The following is a 19,073-nucleotide window of genomic DNA, read 5'->3' as shown; positions in this document are numbered from 1 at the left end:
CCTCTCCTACCGCCTCTACGTGGACGGTTTCCAAGTCGCGTCAGAGTTCGAGCAGCGTTCCCGCCGCGCCCTCGGCGCCGACGACCGTCACGCTCTTCGGCGTCAGTTCCTTGGGGACGTCGAAGACCAGCACGACCGGGGCGCTCAAGCCGGGGTTGAGACCGTCCACAGCGGTGTTCTCCTTGTCTCGGTTGTATGTCACACCTGCGGAGACGAACGAGTCCGGCTGGTACTCGGTGCCTTCGGGGCCGTGCAGACGGGCGGAGTCGTCCCGGATCGAGTACTTCTGCGGACTCTTGCTGACGTTCTTGAACATCACGGTCACGACCACGAACTTGCCCTTGGCCGTCTTGGTCTCAAGGAACGACGTGACGGTGGCGAGCTCCTCCGCCTTGCTCAGCGACATCGTGTACGGGCCGCTCGGCTGCCCGCCACCGTCCTGCGCCTCGGCGGGCTGCTCCGGCGCCGTGTCGGCCGGAGCCTCTGCGACAGTGGGCGGCTCCGGTACGGCGGGGACGGCCGGGGCCGCGTCCTTCGGCACGGCGACGGCCGCGGGCGGTGGCACGGGCGGCTGCGGCTCGCTCGTGCTCGACTGGCCGGCCAGGAACGCGCCGCCCACCAGGACCACCACGCCCGCCGCGATCAGCAGCGGCTTGAGCCCGGGCAGGCCGCGCCCGCCACGCTGGGTGACTCGCTTCGAGAGGCCGGCCAGCACCGCGTCCAGGTCCGCCTGGGTGCGTGAGGTCATCGCGTTCTCGAGGCGCTGGGTGAGCTCGTCGGCCGTCAGGCGGCCGGCGGCGTAGGCGTCGTGCAGGCGGGCGATCGTCACCTCACGCTCGTCGTCGCCGACGAGCTCATATCCGACGGACATAACCGACTTTCTGTTAAGACTAGAACAATCGGCCGATATCGTATCGAAAAATGGACATATTTGTCATTGTTGGTCGTCTTGCCCGGCGGTCACCCCAGGCGTCCGGCCGGGGGCGCGTAGCCTGCGCAACATCCGGGCGTCGCCGAAGCCCACCTCGCGGGCCGCGGTCTCGACGGTCGCGCCCCGTCCGAGCAGGTGTTCCGCGCGCTCCAGCCGCAGCGCGGTCTGGTAGGCCAGCGGGGTGAGGCCGGTCGCCCGGCTGAACAGCCTGGTCACCGTCCGCTCGCTGCAACCGGCGCGCGCGGCCAGCAGGCTCAGCGGCAGCCGCTCGGTGAACCTGGTCTCGATCAGGTCCTGGAGGCGGTGAACCGTCTCGTCCACGTGCGAGCGCCACCGCAGCAGCGGGCTGACCTGCTGCGCCGCACCGTTCCTGGCCGTGTGGACGAGCATGGCGCGGGCCACCCGCCCGGCGGCGTACGGGCCGTGGCGGGTGGTCACCAGGTGCAGCGCCACGTCGATCCCGCTGGCCACGCCGGCCGAGGTGACGACCCGGTCGTCCGCGACGTACAGCGCGTCCTTGACGACAGTGGCCCGGGGGTGGCGGCGGGCGAGCTCGTCCTGGACGGTGTGGTGCGTCGTGCAGCGGCGGCCGTCGAGCAGCCCCGCCAGGCCCAGCGCGTCGGCGCCCGCGCAGACGCCGGCCACCGTGCCGCCGGCGGCGTGGTGCGCGCGCAGCCTGCGCAGCGTCCCCGCGCTCGCCGGACGGGCCGGGCCGCGCCAGCCGGGCACGATGACCAGATCGTCCGGGGTCAGAGGCGGCCAGTCGGTCTCCGCCCGCAGGGGCAGTCCCTGCACGGTGGCGACCTGGTCGTCCTCGGCGACGTAGCGGAGCGAGTACGGGTGGCCGAGGTCGTCGGCGGTGGAGAAGACCTGGGCGGGTCCGGCCACGTCGAGCAGGTGCACCTGCGGGATCAGCAGGAAGACGACTCGCGACATGGCGATGCCTCCTAGTTCCCGGTGAGCTGGTCCACGGTCTTGATGGTGGCGAAACGGCCCGACAGAGCGTATTCGGTGCGGGCGATGATCTCGTCCGCGCCGAGCGTGCGCGGGTCACGGACGAGCGCGGAGAAGGGCAGGCCGGCCGGGGCGTCCCGGTGCGGGATCGGGGCGGTCGCGGTGGCGTCGATGGCGAAGTCCACCTCGAAGCCCAGGTCGGAGGCGATCCTGGCGGTGGTCTCGCAGCACTGCTCGGTCCTGATCCCGCAGACGGTCAGCCGCCTGATGCCGCGTCCGGTGAGGAACTGGTGGAGGTTGGTGGTGGTGAAGGCGTTGTGCGCGGTCTTGGTGAGCACCGGCTCGCCGGGCAGCGGGCGGAGGCCGTCCATCAGGCGGACGAATCCGCGGGCCGGATCGAAGACCGAGCCCGACCCGGGCCGCGAGCCGAGCACCCACACGACCGCGTCCCCGGCGTCCCTGGCGGCCGCGGCGAGGCGGTTGACCTGGTGGACGATGTCCGGCCGCGACGTGTGCGGCCAGTCGGGCAACTCCAGGAAGGAGTTCTGGACGTCGATGACGACGAGGGCGCTGGACATGCCCTTCAGCTTGGCGAGCCGGGGCCGCGAGCTGAAGACATCACCCGGTCATCCCGCGGACCGATCCGGTCACCGGTGCCGCGACTGGGCGGTCGTTCAGCCGTGGGATCGGGCGTCCCACTTGCTGAGACGACGTGCTCGGCCGTAATCTCCTGCTCTGACACGGGCCCGGCGCGCACCCGCAGGCGGGCCCGCTACGGGACGCCGAACGGGGGTCCGGAAACGCCCCGCGCGGCAGCCGAAACCGCACTCAATCGCTCTGTTTCTTGGGTTTTTGGCAGGCGCAAATAGTTGTAGAACGCTCCTATGCATCGTCATTGACAGGCGCATGACACGGTCTCCAGAATGATCACCGCTTGGAACCCCAAGTGGACGAAGACCACTGCTGACACCATCAGCAGTTGCTCGAGGAGCACGCTGTTCTGACGAGGACCCCTCCCTCAGTACGAGACGGGCCCACCCTGGTCGTCATCGGCACAGGAGGGCTCGCCCGTGGCCTGTGTTACGCCCTGGCCACCGTCACCCGCATTCCCCTGACCGTCGTCGTCGTGGGCCGCGACCAGGAGCGGGCCGCCGAAGTCCGCTACGTGAGCGCCGCGCGCGCCGCGCTGGCGGGCGCACCGGTGCGCTTCCGCGCCGAATCAGTGGACCTGTCCAACGACGACGCCCTGGCGGAGCTGCTGTCGCGGCTCGCTCCCGAAGGCCTGCTGCTCGCCGCCTCCAGCCAGTCCCCGTGGGAGCGCACCACCGCCCCCTCCGCCTGGACCTCGCTGGTGTCGCGCGCGGGCTTCGGGCTGACCCTGCCCTTCCAGGCCGAACTGACCCTGCGCGCGGGCCGGGCGCTCGCCGCCGTACGGCCGTCCGCCTGGTTCGTGAACGCCTGCTTCCCCGACGCGGTCAACCCGGTGCTCGCGGCCTCGGGGGTGCCGGTGTTGTGCGGCATCGGCAACGCCGGGCTGCTGGCCACCAGCCTCCAGGCCGCGCTCGACCTGCCCGACCAGCGCCGGCTGCACGTGCTCGCCCATCACGTCCACCTGCACGCCCCGCACGGCGACCCGGACGAGACCAGCGACACGGACAGGACCGGCGAGAGCGACAAGACCGGCGAGGTGCTGGCCTGGCTGGACGGCGAGCCCGTCGCGGAGCCGGGCGAGCTGCTGGCCGCCCAGCGCGCCGCCGACCGGGCCGAGCTCAACCACGTCACCGGCCTGTCGGCCGCCACGCTCGTGCTCGGCCTGCTGTCTGGCGCGCGGACGCACACCAGCGTGCCGGGACCGCTCGGCCTTCCTGGCGGCTACCCGGTGCTGCTCGACGGCGCCGGGCTGGAGCTGCGCCTGCCCGCGGGGTGGTCCGTGGAGCGTGCCGTCGCGTTCAACCAGCGGTGCGCGGCCCGCGACGGCGTCGTGGTGACGGGCGACCGCATCACGTTCACCGGCCTGACCCCCGAGGAGCCCGAAAAAGCCCCGAACACCCCCGCGGAGCTGGACCTGCCCGCGGACTTCCCCATCACCGAACTCCACCACGTGACAGGCCGGCTGCATCAGCTCAGGGCCCGATTGCGCGACCGTCCCCCATCTCTCTGACGCCGAACGAGGTCCGTCCACGATGCCGAACTCCGTCCTGCCCGAAGCGGCGCCGCCCGCCGGCTCCGCGAACCTGCTGGTCGACTTCTACGACCGGCTGCCCCGCGCGATCGCCGCGTGCGTCGACGACCCGGCCCCCGTCAAGGGCGGCTCCGCCTTCTCCCCGGGCTTCCTGCTGCCCGAGCTCGACGCGGACGTCCGTGACTACCTGTCCGTCGCCACCGCGAGCTGGCAGGGCCTCGGGACGTACGGCGGCCACCGCCTGTCCCTGCTCGACCTGACCGGCAACCCGGGCACCGGGACCACCAAGACCTTCGCCTCCCTGCTCATCGTGGCCAGGGCGGTGGAGTACATCCGCAGGTACGGCGAGTCGATCACGATCTTCTCGCCCACCTCGGCCAACAAGGGCACCGCACTGCGCGACGCCGTGCTGCGGGCGATCGAGGCCGGGCTGGTCGAGCCCGACCAGTTACGGGTGATCGTGTTGGCCCCCGAGTCGTGCCTGGCCAAGCTGCGTTCCAGCCGCCTGTCCACCGACCCCGCCCTGCGTGAGCGGAACCCGGTCCTGCTCTACACCGGGGCGCAGCCCGAGGACGTCAAGCCGCTCGGCAAGGGCTTCGCCGACAAGTACACCGGCGACTTCGCGGCCATGGGCGACAACCTGTGGTACTCGCTCGAACTCGGCAACTACCTGGTCGCCGACACCGCCAGGGCGTTCTTCGAGCACCAGGTCGCCCCGGCGGCTCCGGATGGGCGGCCGCGCCTGCACGCGCACGCGGTGTCCAGCGCGTTCGGCCTGCTCGGCTACCACCGCGGGCGCGCGGTGCTGGAGGAGGACGGGCTCGCCGACGTCTCCACCCGCCCGGCCAGCCTGCTCGTGCAGCACCTCGGCACCCCCGACATGGTGCTCAACCTGCGCCACGGCGACTTCGACCGGGCCAACCTGCCCGCCTACCGCGCCGACGGTCAGGGCATCTACGAGCAGTCGGACGACCCGCGCTTCCCCCAGGTCACCTACGACCCGGACGAGGTGCTCGACCCCACCTTCTACACCCACAGGCCCGCCACCTCGCCCGCCATGAACGAGCTGATCGCCCGCTTCGGCGGCGACGGCATCGTGGTGTCGCTGGCCGAGTGCGTGGCCCGCTACCCGCGCCTGCGCGAGATGCTGGCCGCGACGGACTGCGCGCTCCCCGCCGACCTGCGGACGCTGCGCGAATGGTCGCTGGTGATGGCCATGACCGGCGTGCTGAACGCGGTCGACAGGGGCCTGGTCGAGCAGGACCGCGACATCGTGGTCCACGGCTCCGGCTGCTACTCGGCCGCCGACTACCGGCCGCTGGAGCCGGACGCCGTCACCCGCGTCGCCACCGTCGAGGACGTCGTCGCGGCGGTTCTCGGCTGATGGACGGCGACGCGATCGCCGTCGTCGGGCTGGCCGGGCGCTTCCCCGGCGCGCCCGACGTGGCGACCCTGTGGCGCAACCTGCTGGCCGGCGTCCACTCGGTGCACGACTACAGCCGCGACGAGCTGCGCGAGCTCGGGATCGGCGAGCGGCTGATCGACGACCCGGCGCACGTGCCCGCGGGCGGCCGGTTGGCGGGCGTGGCCGACTTCGACGCCGAGTTCTTCGGCGTCCCCGAGTCCGAGGCCGCGCAGCTGGATCCGCAGCAGCGGCTCTTCCTGGAGCAGGCGTGGGTGGCGCTGGAGGACTCGGGGCACGACCCCGCCCGCTACGACGGCGTGGTCGGGGTGTTCGCGGGCTCGTCGATCAACCGCTACTTCCTGTTCAGGCAGTTCGGCGACCCGTCCGCGACCGACGACTGGGAGTCGCTGCTCCTGCCCGGCTCGGCCGCCGACTACCTGCCCGCCCAGGTGGCCTACCGGCTCGGCCTGACCGGGCCGGCCATGGCGGTGCAGACCGCCTGCTCCAGCTCGCTGGTCGCGATCTGCACGGCGGCGCAGAACCTCATCGACTACCGGTGCGACCTGGCGCTGGCGGGCGGGGTGAGCGTCATCGAGCCGCGCTTCCTGCACACCGCGAACGGGCTCGTCTCGCCCGACGGTCGCTGCCGGGCCTTCGACGCCGCCGGGCAGGGCGCGGCGTTCGGCAGCGGCGTGGCGGTGCTCGCGCTGAAGCGGCTGGAGGACGCCCAGCGGGACGGCGACCAGGTGCTGGCCGTCCTGCGCGGCTGGGCGGTCGGCAACGACGGCTCAGCCAGGGCCGGTTTCGCCGCGCCCGGGCTCGACGGCCAGGCCGCGGTGGTGGCGGAGGCGCTGGCCGCCGCCGGCGTGCCGGCCGGGTCGATCGGCTACGTCGAGGCGCACGGCAGCGGCACCGCGGCCGGCGACGCGATCGAGGTGGCCGCTCTCACGCACGCGTTCGGCCCCGGCCTGGCGCCCGGCTCGTGCGCGCTCGGCTCGGTCAAGACCAACCTCGGCAACCTGGACGCGGCGGCCGGCGCGGTCAGCCTGATCAAGGCCGTGCTCGCGGTACGCGACGGCGTGGTGCCGGGGAACCTGCACTTCGAGACGCCGAACCCGGAGATCGACTTCGCCAGGTCGCCGTTTTTCGTGCCGGTCGCGAACCACCCGTTCCCCGAGGGGCCGCGGCTGGCCGGGGTCAGCTCGTTCGGGCTGGGCGGCACCAACGCGCACGTGATCGTGGAGAGCGCGCCGGAGGAGGACCCGCGCGAGCCGTCCGGCGGCGGGTGGCAGGTGCTGCCCGTGTCGGCGCGCACGCCGCGGGCGCTGCGCGAGGCGCTGGCCGCGCTGGCCGGCCACCTGGAGTCCGCGCCCGAGCTGCGGCTGGACGACGTGGCACGCACGCTGGCCGGACGGCGGGCGTTCGCCTGCCGCGCGGCGGTGATCTGCCGCGAGACGAAGGAGGCGGCGGCGCTGCTCCGCGCCGGCGCGGACTCGAACCCGACGGCCCCGATCACCGCTGCCGACGCGGAATCGGCCCACACCACGTCGATCGCTTCCGCCAGCGTGGGGCTTGACGCGCTGCGGGGCCTGGCGGCCGAATGGATGTCGGGAGCCGACGTCGACTGGCTGGAGCCATCGGGCGCACGCCACGTGTCGCTGCCCGCCTACCCCTTCCAACGTCGGCGTCACTGGATCGAGGCCCGGTCATGACCAACTGGTTCAGCACGCCCCATCGGCGTCCAGGCGCCCGGGTGCGGTTGTTGTGCCTGCCGTACGCGGGGGCGGGCGCGGCCGCCTTCCGCGGCTGGTCGGCCGCGGCCGGCCCGGACGTCGAAGTGCTCGCCGCGGTGCTGCCCGGCAGGGAGAGCCGGATCATGGAGAGCGCCGCCTTCGAGCTCGGCGAACTGGCCGACGCCGTCGCCGCGCTCGCCGACCGGCCCTACGCGATCTACGGCCATTCCATGGGCGGGCGGGTCGGCTTCGAGCTGGTGCGCGAGCTGCGCAGGCGCGGCGCGCCGCTGCCGGTCGGGCTCTACCTCGGCGGCTGCCGTCCGCCAGGACAGGCCGACCCGCTGGCCGGCCTGTCGGCCGTGTCCGACGACACGCTGCTCGCGCGGCTGTCGGAGCTCGGCGGCATGCCGGAAGAGCTGCTGGCGGAGCCGGAGCTGCTGGCGCTGGTCCTGCCCGCGCTGCGGGCCGACTTCGGCTGGCTGGACGCCTACCGCTACCACCCGGGCGAACCGCTCCCCGTGCCCATCACGGCGTTCGCCGGCGAAACGGACGCCGCGGTGCCCGCCGAGGCGATGCGGCACTGGGCGGCGCACACGTCGGCCGCCTTCGACCTGCACGTCGAGCCGGGCGGGCACTTCTTCCTGCACGACAGCAAGGACCGCATCCTCGACGCGGTGCGCGCCGACCTCCTGGCGGCCGCCACCGGGCACCTGATCCCGCTCGGCGACACCGGCTGGTCGGTGTGGCGCGACGCCATCCTGCGCAGCACCGGCTTCCCCGCCGAAGGTCTCGACCTCTTCTCCGCCCCCGAGTGCGCCGCCGCCGCCGACGAACTGCTGACCGGGCACCCAGACGCTGGGCACCTGGACGCCGGACACACCGACGCCGAGCACTTCGACAAGGTCTTCGACCAGGCGCTGGCCGACGGCGCGGCGCACGCCAGCGCGCTGGCCGCGGACCCGCTGCTGCGCGAGGCCGTCACCTGGCAGAACCGCAACGCGCTGCTCACGCTGGACTCGCTCGTCCGCGGCGGCCCCGGCCAGTCACGCAACAGCGACAGGCGCGCCCGCGAGCTGATGATGGTCAAGTACTGGCAGCGCTACTGCGCCAAGAACGAGACGATCGGCTTCTTCGGCCCCGTCACCTGGACCAGGATCGAACCGGACGCCCCGGCCGCCGCCGTCACGCCCGGGCCCGGCCTGGTGCGCGAGCGGCGGGTCCGGTTCGAGGACTGGGCGGTCCGCGCCTACGCCGCCAGGCTCGCCGAGGATCCCGCGTTCAAGCGGCTGCTGCCCGTCGCGCTCCGACCCCATCTGACCTTGGACGGGCGCAGGCTGCTGCGTCCCGCGCAGCCGCCGGTGGTGCTGTCGGCCGCCGAGGCCGCCGTGCTGGCGCTGTGCGACGGGCGGCGCTCGGCCGTGGCCGTCGCCGCCGACGTGGCGGGCCAGGCGGGCGTGCGCACCGAGGCGGACGCGCTCCTGCTGCTCGACCGGCTGGCCGAGCGCGAGCTGCTGTCCTGGGGCGACGGGCCGGCCCAGGAGCCGGACACCGAGGAGCAGCTGCGGCTCCTGCTGCGTCGCGTCGCGGCCGAGCACCCGTCGGCCGACCTGGACGCGGCGTTCGCCGGACTCGACCGGCTCTGCGCGGCCAGGGACGCGGTCGCCGCGGCCGCCGGCGACCCGGACGCGCTCAAGACCGCGCTCGACGCGCTCGACGACGAGTTCGAGTCGATCACCGGGATCCCCGCCAAGCGCCGGCCTGGGCAGACCTACGCCGGGCGCGGCCTGGTCTACGAGGACACCGTCCGCGAGGTGGACGTGCGATTCGGCGCCGCGCTGCTCGACGACATGGCGGAGCCGCTGGCGCTGCTGCTGCGCGCGGCCCGCTGGCTCACCGCCGCGCTGGCCCGCGCCTACGAGGACGCACTGCGCGAGCTGTACGAGGAACTGCGCGCCGAGGGGGACCAGCACGGGGACGGGAACCGGGGCATCGCAGGGAACCAGGGCGCGGAAGGCGACCAGGTCGCGGACGGGAACCAGGTACGCCTGTCCGACCTGTGGTTCCTGGCCCAGGGCCTGCTGTTCGGCACCGGCCCGCGCCCGGTGGACGCGGTCGCGCGCGAGTTCGCCGAGCGCTGGGCCACCCTGTTCGGCCTGGACGGCGAGCAGCCCGCCGACGGCCCCGCCGAGCTGCGATTCACCGCCGTGGAACTGGCGGACGCGGTCGCCGAGGCGTTCCCCGCCACCGCGCCAGGCTGGTCCTCCGGCCGGCTGCACAGCCCGGACCTGCAGATCTGCGCGGAAAGCGCGGAGGCCGTCGAACGCGGCGACTACCTGGTCGTGCTCGGCGAGATGCACGCCGCCTGGCCCACCTTCGACTGCGCGGTGTTCACCGGCGCGCACCCCGATCCCGAGTCGCTGCGCGCGGCCATGGCCGCCGACCTCGGGCCGCACCGGGTCAGGCCGCTCTACCCGCTGGACTGGCCGCGTTACACCGGCCGGGTCTCGCACAGCCTGGACGGCCCCACGGACCGGCAGCTCGGCTGGACCGCCGCGCCCGGCGCCGACCCGGACCGGCTGCTGCCCGTGACGTCCGTGCTGGTCACGGAGGAGGAGGGCGAGCTGGTGGCCAGGGCCGCCGACGGGCGCCGCTGGCCGCTGCTGGAGATGTTCGCCTCGCTGGTGTCGATGCACGCGGTCGACGGCTTCAAGCTGACCGGCGCGGCCACCCACGGGCACACGCCCCGCCTGACCATCGACCGCATGGTGGTGGCCAGGCGGACCTGGCGGACCACCGTCGGCGCGACCGGCCTGGCCGCAGTCAGGGGCGAGCGCGCGGGCTATCTCGCGGTCCGCGCCTGGCGGCGGGCGACGGGGCTGCCGGAGCGGGTGTTCGTCAAGCTGAGCACCGAGATCAAACCGACGTACGTGGACCTGAGCAGCCCGCTGTACGCCGCGCTGCTGTGCGCGATGTTGCGCCGGGCCGGCGACGAGTCCGCGCGCCTCGTGGTGACCGAACTGCTGCCGGGACCCGATCAGGCGTGGCTGGCCGACGCGGCTGGCCACCGCTACTTCACCGAGCTGCGCCTGCACGCGACCGACCCGATACCGGCCTGGGGGACCTCATGAACCTGGCGCGTACCCTGCCCGGCCTGATCCTGGAGCAGGCAGGACGCCGTCCCGCCGCGCCGGCCGTGCGGCAGTGGGGACGGACCCTGAGCTACGCGGCCCTGGCCGGTGGCGCCCGCGCGCTGGCCGCCGAGCTGCGGGCACGCGGCGTCCGGCCGGAGCACCGGGTGGGGGTGTGCCTGCGCCGCACGCCGTCCCTAGTCACCGGGGTGCTCGGGGTGCTGCTGTCCGGCGGCGCGTACGTGCCGCTCGACCCGGACGGGCCGGCCGCGCGCCGGGCCGAGATCATCCGAGACGCCGGCATCGACGTCGTGGTGGCGGACGAGGACACGGCCGCCCTGTTCACCGACCCGGTCCTCGTCGACCAGATTGGGCACCAGGCCGGAGAGACGGAATGCCCGGCACAGCCGGAGAACCTGGCCTACGTCCTGTACACCTCGGGATCCACCGGCCGGCCCAAGGGCGTGATGGTCAGCCATCACAGCCTGCTGTCCTACGCGCTCGCCTTCGGCGCGTTCACCGGCGCGGACGAGGACACCAGGTCGTTCGGCTTCGCCGCGCTCGGGTTCGACGTCTCCGTCCTGGACCTGTTCGTGCCGCTGGCGGCCGGTGGTTGCGTGCAACTGGCCGGCGAGGCGGACCGGGCCGACCCGGCCAGGCTGCAACGGTTCGCCGCCGAGCACGAGGTCACCTGGGGCTGCCTGCCCGTCGCGCTGCTGCCGCTGCTCGACCCGGCCGCTCTGCCCGCCTGGCGCACCGTGATCACCGGCGCTGAGGCGCCGGGACCCGAGCAGGTCGAGCGCTGGTCGGCGGCCGGGCGCAGGTTCCTCAACTGCTACGGGCCGACCGAGGCGACGGTCTGCGTGACCGCGTTCGAGGCGTCGGGACGCTGGGAGCGGCCGCTGCCGATCGGCCGCGCGCTGGCGGGTCACCGGGCGTACGTGGTGGACGACGAGCTGCGGCCCGTCGCCGCCGGCGTCCCCGGCGAGCTGCTGATCGGCGGGTTCGGCCTGGCGAGGGGATACCTGGGCGCGCCCGGGCTGACCGCCGAGCGGTTCCTGCCCGACCCGTGGGGAGAGCCGGGCGGCCGGCTGTACCGGACCGGCGACCTGGTCGTCCGGGACGAGGACGGCGAGCTGACGTTCCTGGGCAGGACCGACCGCCAGGTCAAGATCAGAGGCCAGCGCGTCGAGATCGGCGAGGTGGAGACCGTGCTGCGGGCCCATCACCAGGTCGGGCACGCCGTGGTCGAGGCCGTCGAGGGCCGCGACGGCACCCGCCTGGTGGCCTTCTGCGCCCCGGGCGCGGCGGACGATCCGCTCGCCCCGGGCGACGTCGCGGCGGACGACCTGCTCGCCCACTGCGCCCAGCGGTTGCCCGCGGCGATGATCCCGGACCAGGTGGTCATGCTCCCGAGCCTGCCGCTGCTGCCCTCGGGCAAGGTCGACGGCCGGGCGCTGCGAGCGCTACTGCCCGACCGGCCGGCGAGCGCGGGACCGGCCCCGGAGAGCACGCTCGAACGCCAGGTGGCGGCGGTGTGGGCCGGGGTGCTCGGCGTGCCGGTGGACAAGGTCGGCATGGACGACGACTTCTTCGCCTCGGGCGGCCACTCGATCAGCGCGATGCGCCTGGTGTCGGCGATCAGGTCGGAGCTCGACCGGCCGCTGGCCGCCGAGGACGTGTTCGCCGGGCGTACCGTGGCCGGGATCGTCGCCGCGATCGAGCGGTCGGCGCCGGGGGCCGAGCCGCTGCCGCACGGCAGCCCGCCCGCGCTCTCGGCGGCCCAGCACCGGCTGTGGTTCGTCGACAGGCTCGCCCCGGACAGCGCGGCCTACAACATCGCGCTGGCCGAGCGGCTGCGCGGCCCGCTCGACGTCGAGGCGCTGCGCGCGGCGCTCGCCGCGGTCGCGGCCAGGCACGACGTGCTGCGCTGGCGGGTGCCCGACGCGCGCGGCGTGCCGTACGTGGAGGTGGACCCGCCGGGCCCGGTGCCGCTGCCGATCGACGACCTGAGCCAAACCGACCTGAGCCGCGACGACCTGAGCCGCGACGGCCTGAGTCAAGACGGCGGGCGCGAGGAGCGGCTGCGTCAGGTGCTGGCGGCCGAGGCGGCACACCGGTTCGACCTTGCGCGCGGCCCGCTGTGGCAGGCCAGGCTGATCCGGCTGGCGGACACGGACCACGTGCTGGCCCTGACCTTCCACCACGCCGTGTTCGACGGCTGGTCCCAGCGGCCCTTCCTGGACGACCTGGCCCGCGCCTACCGCGACCCCGCGCTCGGCCACCCGGACGCCGGCTTCGCCGACTACGTCGTGTGGCGGGCCGGCCGGGACGCCAGGCGGGGGAGCGCCGATCTCGCCTGGTGGCAGGAGCACCTGACCGGCGTGCCCGCGACGCTCGACCTGCCCGCCGACCGGCCGCGACCCCCGGTGCAGACCTACACCGGGGCCATGACCGGCACCGCGCTGCCCGCCGAGGTCTCGGCCGCGGTCCGCGCGCTGGCCGCCACGCTCGGCACGACCGCGCCGACCGTGCTGCTGGCCGCGTTCGGGGAGGTCCTGCGCCGGGTGACCGGCCGGGACGACCTGGTGATCGGCACCCCGGCCGCCGACCGGCGGCACGACGCCTTCCACGACCTGGTCGGCTTCTTCGTCGAGGTGGTGCCGCTGCGCCTGCGCATGGAGCGCGGGCAGAGCTTCGCCGCCAGGGTGCGTGAGTGCGCGGAGGAGTTCCTGGCCGTGCTGGCCCACCCGGGCGCGACGCTCGAACGCATGGTGGAGGCGCTCGCCCTGCCGCGCGACCCGAGCCGGGCGCCGCTGGTGCAGGTGCTGTTCAACGTCTACAACTTCCCCGAGCCGCACCTGGACCTGCCCGGCGTCACCGCGGAACGGGTCGAGCCAGGGCTGGCGGGCTCGCCGTTCGACCTCACCCTCTACGTGGCCGAGCGCGACGGCGGCTACGCCATCGACTGCGTCTACAACCCGGACCTGTTCGCCGCCGAGCGCATCGAGGCGCTGCTCGCCGCCTACACGACGCTGATCGGGGAGGCGGCCAAGGCACCTGAGCGGCCGGTCGCCGAACACCCGATGGCCGCGCTGCCCGCCCTGGCGGCGGGGGTGAGCCAGGCCCCCGCGCCCATCAGGCCCGTCGCCGCCACCACCGGCGGCGCGAGCCCCGCCACCGCCACCGAGCACCTGGTCGCGGGCGTCTGGCGCGAGGTGCTCGGCCGGGACGCCGTGGGCGCCACCGACAACTTCTTCGACGTGGGCGGCACCTCGCTGACCCTCGTCATCGTGCAGGACAGGCTGGCCGAGCTGACCGGGCGGCGGCTGCCGGTGGTGGAGCTGTTCCAGCACACCACCGTGCGCGCGCTCGCCGGCCACCTCGACGGCGACACGGGACGTCCGACTCTCAACCGGGCCGACCAGCGGGCCGAGGCCCGACGTCAGCGAACAGACCAACGCAGGAAGAGAGGGCGACAGTGACTGAGTTCGCCGTGGAGCCCATCGCGATCATCGGCATGAGCGCCAGGGTGCCGGGCGCCGGCGACCTGTCGCAGTTCTGGCGCAACCTGGTCGACGGGGTCGAGTCGGTGACCGTCTTCACCCGCGAGGAGCAGCTCGCCCAGGGCGCGAGCGAGGTGGAGCTCGACCACCCCTCCTTCGTGCCCGCCAGGCACGTGCTGCCCGGCATGGAGGACTTCGACGCCGCCTTCTTCGGCATGACCGCCCGCGAGGCCGAGCTGGCCGACCCGCAGCAGCGGCTCTTCCTCGAACAGGCGCACGCCGCGCTCACCGACGCCGGCTACGACCCGGAACGCTACGACGGCGAGATCGGCGTGTACGGCGGCGCGGGCCCCAGCCAGTACCAGTGGCTGAACCTGCGCACCAACCCCAAGGTGGCCAGCGGCGCCGGCGATCTCGGCCTGTCCGTGGGCAACAACCCGGACTACATCGCCACCACCGTCTCCTACCGGCTGAACCTGCGCGGGCCCAGCCTCTCGATCGCCACGGCCTGCTCGACCTCGCTGGTCGCCGTCCACCTGGCGTGCGAGGCGCTGCGCGGCGGCGAGTGCGACATGGCGCTGGCCGGCGGCGTCTGCGTGGAGCTGCCGCACCACCAGGGCTACGTGGGCATGGACGGCTACACCTCGCCCACCGGCCACGTCCGGCCCTTCGACGCCGACGCCGACGGCACCATGTGGGGCAGCGGCGTGGGCGTCGTGACGCTGAAGCGGCTCGACGACGCCATCGCCGACGGCGACCACATCAGGGCCGTCATCCTGGGCAACGCGATCAACAACGACGGCACCAGCAAGATCGGCTTCTCCGCGCCGAGCGTGCAGGGCCAGGCCGAGGTGATCGCCCAGGCGCTCGGCATGGCCGACGTCGACCCGCGCACGATCGGCTACGTCGAGGCGCACGGCACCGGGACCTCGCTCGGCGACCCCATCGAGCTGTCCGCGCTGACCGCCGTCTACGGCCGCGACCAGGACGAGACCGGCTGGTGCGGCGTCGGCTCGGTGAAGTCGAACCTGGGTCACCTCAGCCAGGCGTCGGGCGTGGTCGGCATGATCAAGACCGTGCTGTCGATGGAGCATGGGCTGATCCCGCCCAGCATCAACTACGAGCGCCCCAACCCGGCCATCGACTTCGACTCCAGCCCGTTCTACGTCGTCTCCAGCCTGACCAAGTGGGAGGGGCGCAAGCGGGCCGCGGTCAGCTCGTTCGGCATCGGCGGCACGAACGCGCACGTGGTGCTGCAGGAGGCGCCGCCCGCGGACTCCGCGCCGCGCCGGCCGCGTCCCGAGCTGCTGCAGCTGTCCGCGCGCAGCCCCGAGGCGCTGGAGACGATGCGGGCGGCGCTGGCCGAGCACCTGACGCGCGAGTCCGCGCCGGCGCTCGCCGACGTGGCCTTCACGCTGCGCTCGGGCCGCAGGACCTACCAGCACCGCCTTGCCGTCCTGGCCGAGGACGGGCACGCGCTCAACGACCGCAAGCTGTGTCACGTGGGCGCCGCCGCCGACCCGGCGCCGTCCGTGGCCTTCCTCTTCTCCGGCCAGGGCGCGCAGTACGCAGGGATGGCCGCCGAACTGTACGCCGCCGAGCCGGTCTTCGCCGCGGCGGTCGACCGCTGCGCCGAACTGCTGCTGCCCGAGCTGGGCCAGGACCTCAGGCCGCTGATGTTCGGCGACGACGACGAGCCGCTGCGCAGGACCGGGCTCACCCAGCCCGCGCTGTTCACCGTCGAGTACGCGCTGGCCACGCTCTGGCAGGAGTGGGGCGTGCGCCCTTCTGCCATGATCGGCCACTCCATCGGCGAGTACGTCGCCGCCACCCTGGCCGGCGTCTTCTCGCTGCCCGACGCGCTGCGGCTGGTGGCCGCCCGGGGCCGGCTGATGGAGACGATGCCGCCCGGCTCGATGCTGGCCGTCCAGCGTGAGGCGGCCGACGTCGCCGCCATGCTGCCGGAGAGCCTGTCCATCGCCACCGTCAACGGCCCGGGGACCTGCGTGGTCGCCGGCCCCGCCGAGGCGGTCGAGGCGTTCGCCGAGCGGCTGCGCGCCGACAAGGTACGCAGCACGCCGCTGCGCACCTCGCACGCCTTCCACTCGGCGATGATGGAGCCGATCCTGGGCGAGTTCACCGCCCTGGTCGCCGCCGTGCCCCGGCGCGCGCCGCAGACGGCGTTCCTGTCGAACGTGACCGGCACCTGGATCACCGCCGAGCAGGCCGTCGACCCCGCCTACTGGGCCAGGCACCTGCGCGAGCCGGTGCTGTTCGGCGACTGCGTGGCGACCCTGCTGGCCGAGGGCACGTGGGCGCTGCTGGAGTGCGGCCCGGGCAAGCAGCTGTCGAGCCTGGCCAGGATGCAGCTGCGCGAGGCCGTCGCGGCGGGCGCGCCCGCGCCGGTGTCCAGCCTGCCGGGGCAGTCGGAGAAGTCCGGCGACGTCGCCACCCTGTACGCCTCCGCCGCCCGGCTGTGGGTGGCCGGCGTGCCCGTGGAGCTCGGCGGCGAGGGCCGGCGGGTGTCGCTGCCCGGATACCCGTACGAGCGCCGCCGCCACTTCGTAGAGCCGGGCGCGGGCATGCCGACGGCCGCGGCCGTGGCCCCGGTGCGGACGATCGACGACTGGTTCGAGGTGCCGGTCTGGCACCAGGTGCCCGCCCCACCGGACGCCGAGGACCTGGGCAGGTGCGTGGCGTTCGTGACCGGCGAGCGCGGCGAGCGCCTGTGCGCGGCGCTGCGCGCGGCCGGGACCGAGGTGGTCGAGGTCCGCCCGGGCGAGAGGTTCGCGCCCGCCGGCGGCGGCTACACGCTGCGCCCCGGCGCGCGGGACGACTACGACGCCCTGGTGGCCGCCCTGACCGCACCCGGTGGCGGCGGGCTGTCGCGGGTGGTGCACGCCTGGCCGCTGGCCGGCGAACCCGCGGGCACCGTGGTCGAGTCGGTGGTCGAGTCCGCGGAGCTGGCGCAGGAGCACGGGCTGTTCAGCCTGCTGCTGCTGGTCCAGTCGCTGGCGGCGGCCCAGGTCGCCGAGGGCGTGCGGATCGACGTGCTCACCGAGGGCACCGAGGACGTGCTCGGCGGCGACCTGACCAGGCCGGAGCACGCCACCGTGGCGGGCATCGTCCGGGTGGCGCCGCTGGAGATCGCCGGTCTGACCGTGGGCCATCTCGATCTCGGGCCGGCCACCGCCGAGTCCGACGTGCTCGCCGAGCTGCGCCGTCCCGCCCAGGAGGAGGTGGTCGCGCTGCGCGCGGGCCGCCGCTGGCAGCGCCGCGTGGAGCCGGTCGCGGCGCGGGTGGGGCGGGCCGACGGGCTGCGCGAAGGCGGGCGCTACCTGATCACCGGCGGCATGGGCGGCATCGGCATCACGCTCGCCGAGGAGTTCGGCACCCGCTTCCGCGCCCGGCTGGTGCTGGTGGGCAGGAGCGGGCTGCCGCCGCGTGCCGAGTGGGACCGGCCGGCCGATCTGCGCACCGCCCGCGCGGTCGCCGCGATCCGCCGGATTGAGGCGGCCGGCGGCCAGGTCCTGGTGGTGGCCGCGGACGTCACCGACCCCGAGCGGATGCGTGCCGTCCTGGCCGAGGCGGACGCCGCGTACGGCGGGCTGGACGGCGTCGTGCACGCGGCCGGTCTGCCTGGCGGCGGCATGGCCGAGGTGAAGGACCTGGACCAGGCGCGGGCCGTGCTCGCGCCCAAGCTGGCCGGCACGCTCGCGCTCTGGCAGGCGCTGGCGGGCAGGGAGCTCGACTTCGTCGCACTGTGCTCCTCGGTCACCGCGCTGACCGGCGGTTTCGGCCAGGTCGACTACTGCGCGGCGAACGCCTTCCTCGACGCCTACGCCAGGTCGGCCCGCGGGCCCCGGGTGTTCTCGATCAACTGGGGCGCCTGGCGCGAGGTCGGCATGGCCGCCGAGGCGCTCGCGGGCCCGGTGGCGCGGACCGAGGCGGACGCCGAGCCGCTGGACCACCCGCTGCTGCGCGTCAGGAGCGGCCGTCTGGCCAGGGGACTGATCTCGCCAGAGACCCACTGGGTGCTCGACGAGCACCGGATCGGCCACACCTCGGTCCTGCCCGCCACCGCCCAGATCGAGTGCGCCAGGGCGGCCTTCGCCGCCTGCGTCCCCGCGCCGGGCGAGGGGTACGCGGTCGAGCTGAGCGACGTGGTGTTCACCGAGCCGCTGGCGGTGCGCGACGGCTCCTACGCCGAGGTGGTCGTCACGATCGGCGACGACGGCCGCTTCGAGCTGGCCGCCGACGGCAGGACGCGTACCGCGGGCAGCGCCGCCTGGGTGCGCGGGGAACCGGCCGCGAAGGCCGATCCAGGAACGCTGCGCGCGCGCATGCGGCCGGCCGGGCCCGCCGGCGAGGCCAGGGCCAGCGCGGTCACCTTCGGCCCGCTCTGGCGCGAGCCCGAGCAGACCTGGCTCGGCGAAGGCGAGGAGCTGGCGCTGGTGACCGCCGCAGACGCGCCCGGCGACGGCGAGTGGGTGCTGCACCCGGCCACGCTCGACGTGGCCACCTCGTTCAGCCGCGCCCGGGCCGACGGCTCCTACCTGCCGCTGAGCTACGGCCGCCTGGTCGTCAGGGCGCCGCTGCCCGCGCGCTTCCTCAGCCACCTGCGCCACCGCAGCTCCGGCGCGGAGATCGTGGCCGTGGACCTCACCCTGATGGACGAATCGGGCGCCGTGCTGGCCGAGATCGAGGAGTTCACGCTGCGCCGCGTGAACCCGGGCACGCTGGCGCTGAACGGCCCGGCCCCGGCGCCCACCGGCTCCGGCATCGGCCCGGCCGAGGGCGTGGAGGCCTTCCACCGGGCGCTCGCCGCCGAGCTCGGGCCCCAGGTGGTGATCAGCGCGACCGCGCTGGCCGAGGTGGCCGAGCGGGAGCGGCGTCCGGTCGAGACGGCCGTCACCGAACCCGCCGAGCGCGACACCGACACCCCCTACCAGGCACCGGAGGGCGAGCTCGCGCTCACGCTCGCCAGGATCTGGAGCGAGGTGCTCGGCGTGCCGCACATCGGCGCCGACGACGACTTCTTCGATCTGGGCGGCAACTCGCTGGTCGCCGTCCAGCTCATCGCCCAGGTGCGGGCGACGCTCGGGGTGAAGCTGCCGATGCGCACGCTGTTCGAGGCGCCCACCGTGGCGCAGATGGCCGCCAGGGCCGAACAGCTCACCGCGGCCCCCGAGCCGGCCCCCGCCGCCATTCCGCGACTGTCCAGGAGGTAGGCA

Annotated in this window: 9 protein-coding genes; 6 read left to right on the top strand and 3 right to left on the bottom strand. The window is 74.3% G+C overall.

What is annotated here, in order from left to right:
* Positions 1 to 40 precede the first annotated feature (40 nt).
* The 3 genes from HII36_RS12310 to HII36_RS12300 all read right to left on the bottom strand — a co-directional run bounded on the left by HII36_RS12310 (position 41) and on the right by HII36_RS12300 (position 2,463).
* A complete protein-coding gene (locus HII36_RS12310; protein WP_173523259.1) occupies positions 41 to 871 on the bottom strand; it encodes a DUF1707 domain-containing protein in 831 nt (276 codons plus the stop codon).
* 63 nt (positions 872 to 934) lie between these two features.
* Positions 935 to 1,867: a GlxA family transcriptional regulator gene (locus HII36_RS12305; protein ID WP_173523258.1), complete on the bottom strand. Its 933-nt coding sequence runs from the start codon at positions 1,865 to 1,867 to the stop codon at positions 935 to 937.
* Between the two features lie 11 nt (positions 1,868 to 1,878).
* On the bottom strand, positions 1,879 to 2,463 hold the full coding sequence (locus HII36_RS12300) for a cysteine hydrolase family protein (RefSeq protein ID WP_173523257.1): 585 nt from the start codon (positions 2,461 to 2,463) through the stop codon (positions 1,879 to 1,881).
* 401 nt (positions 2,464 to 2,864) lie between these two features.
* Between HII36_RS12300 and HII36_RS12295 the strand changes: the two genes are divergently transcribed.
* From HII36_RS12295 to HII36_RS12270, 6 genes are read left to right on the top strand one after another with little or no spacing between them, the layout of a single operon-like run.
* Positions 2,865 to 4,046, top strand: a complete 1,182-nt coding sequence (locus HII36_RS12295; protein WP_173523256.1) for a potassium transporter TrkA — start codon at positions 2,865 to 2,867, stop codon at positions 4,044 to 4,046.
* A gap of 22 nt (positions 4,047 to 4,068) precedes the next feature.
* The gene (locus HII36_RS56510; RefSeq protein WP_173523255.1) at positions 4,069 to 5,451 is read left to right on the top strand and encodes a DUF6002 family protein; all 1,383 of its coding nucleotides are present in this window, start codon (positions 4,069 to 4,071) and stop codon (positions 5,449 to 5,451) included.
* Positions 5,451 to 7,184 (top strand): beta-ketoacyl synthase N-terminal-like domain-containing protein, encoded by a 1,734-nt coding sequence (locus tag HII36_RS12285; protein WP_173523254.1) that lies wholly within the window; start codon positions 5,451 to 5,453, stop codon positions 7,182 to 7,184. The genes HII36_RS56510 and HII36_RS12285 overlap by 1 nt, the downstream gene beginning before the upstream one ends.
* On the top strand, positions 7,181 to 10,333 hold the full coding sequence (locus HII36_RS12280; RefSeq protein ID WP_173523253.1) for a thioesterase domain-containing protein: 3,153 nt from the start codon (positions 7,181 to 7,183) through the stop codon (positions 10,331 to 10,333). Before HII36_RS12285 ends, HII36_RS12280 begins: the two co-directional genes overlap by 4 nt.
* Positions 10,330 to 13,818, top strand: a complete 3,489-nt coding sequence (locus tag HII36_RS12275; RefSeq protein ID WP_173523252.1) for a non-ribosomal peptide synthetase — start codon at positions 10,330 to 10,332, stop codon at positions 13,816 to 13,818. Before HII36_RS12280 ends, HII36_RS12275 begins: the two co-directional genes overlap by 4 nt.
* The gene (locus tag HII36_RS12270; RefSeq protein WP_328807684.1) at positions 13,815 to 19,070 is read left to right on the top strand and encodes a type I polyketide synthase; all 5,256 of its coding nucleotides are present in this window, start codon (positions 13,815 to 13,817) and stop codon (positions 19,068 to 19,070) included. The genes HII36_RS12275 and HII36_RS12270 overlap by 4 nt, the downstream gene beginning before the upstream one ends.
* The last annotated feature ends 3 nt before the right edge of the window (positions 19,071 to 19,073 follow it).

The organism is Nonomuraea antri, assembly GCF_013283785.1.
In the GTDB taxonomy this organism is placed as follows: Bacteria; Actinomycetota; Actinomycetes; order Streptosporangiales; family Streptosporangiaceae; genus Nonomuraea; species Nonomuraea antri.
This window is presented reverse-complemented; position numbering and strand designations above follow the sequence as displayed.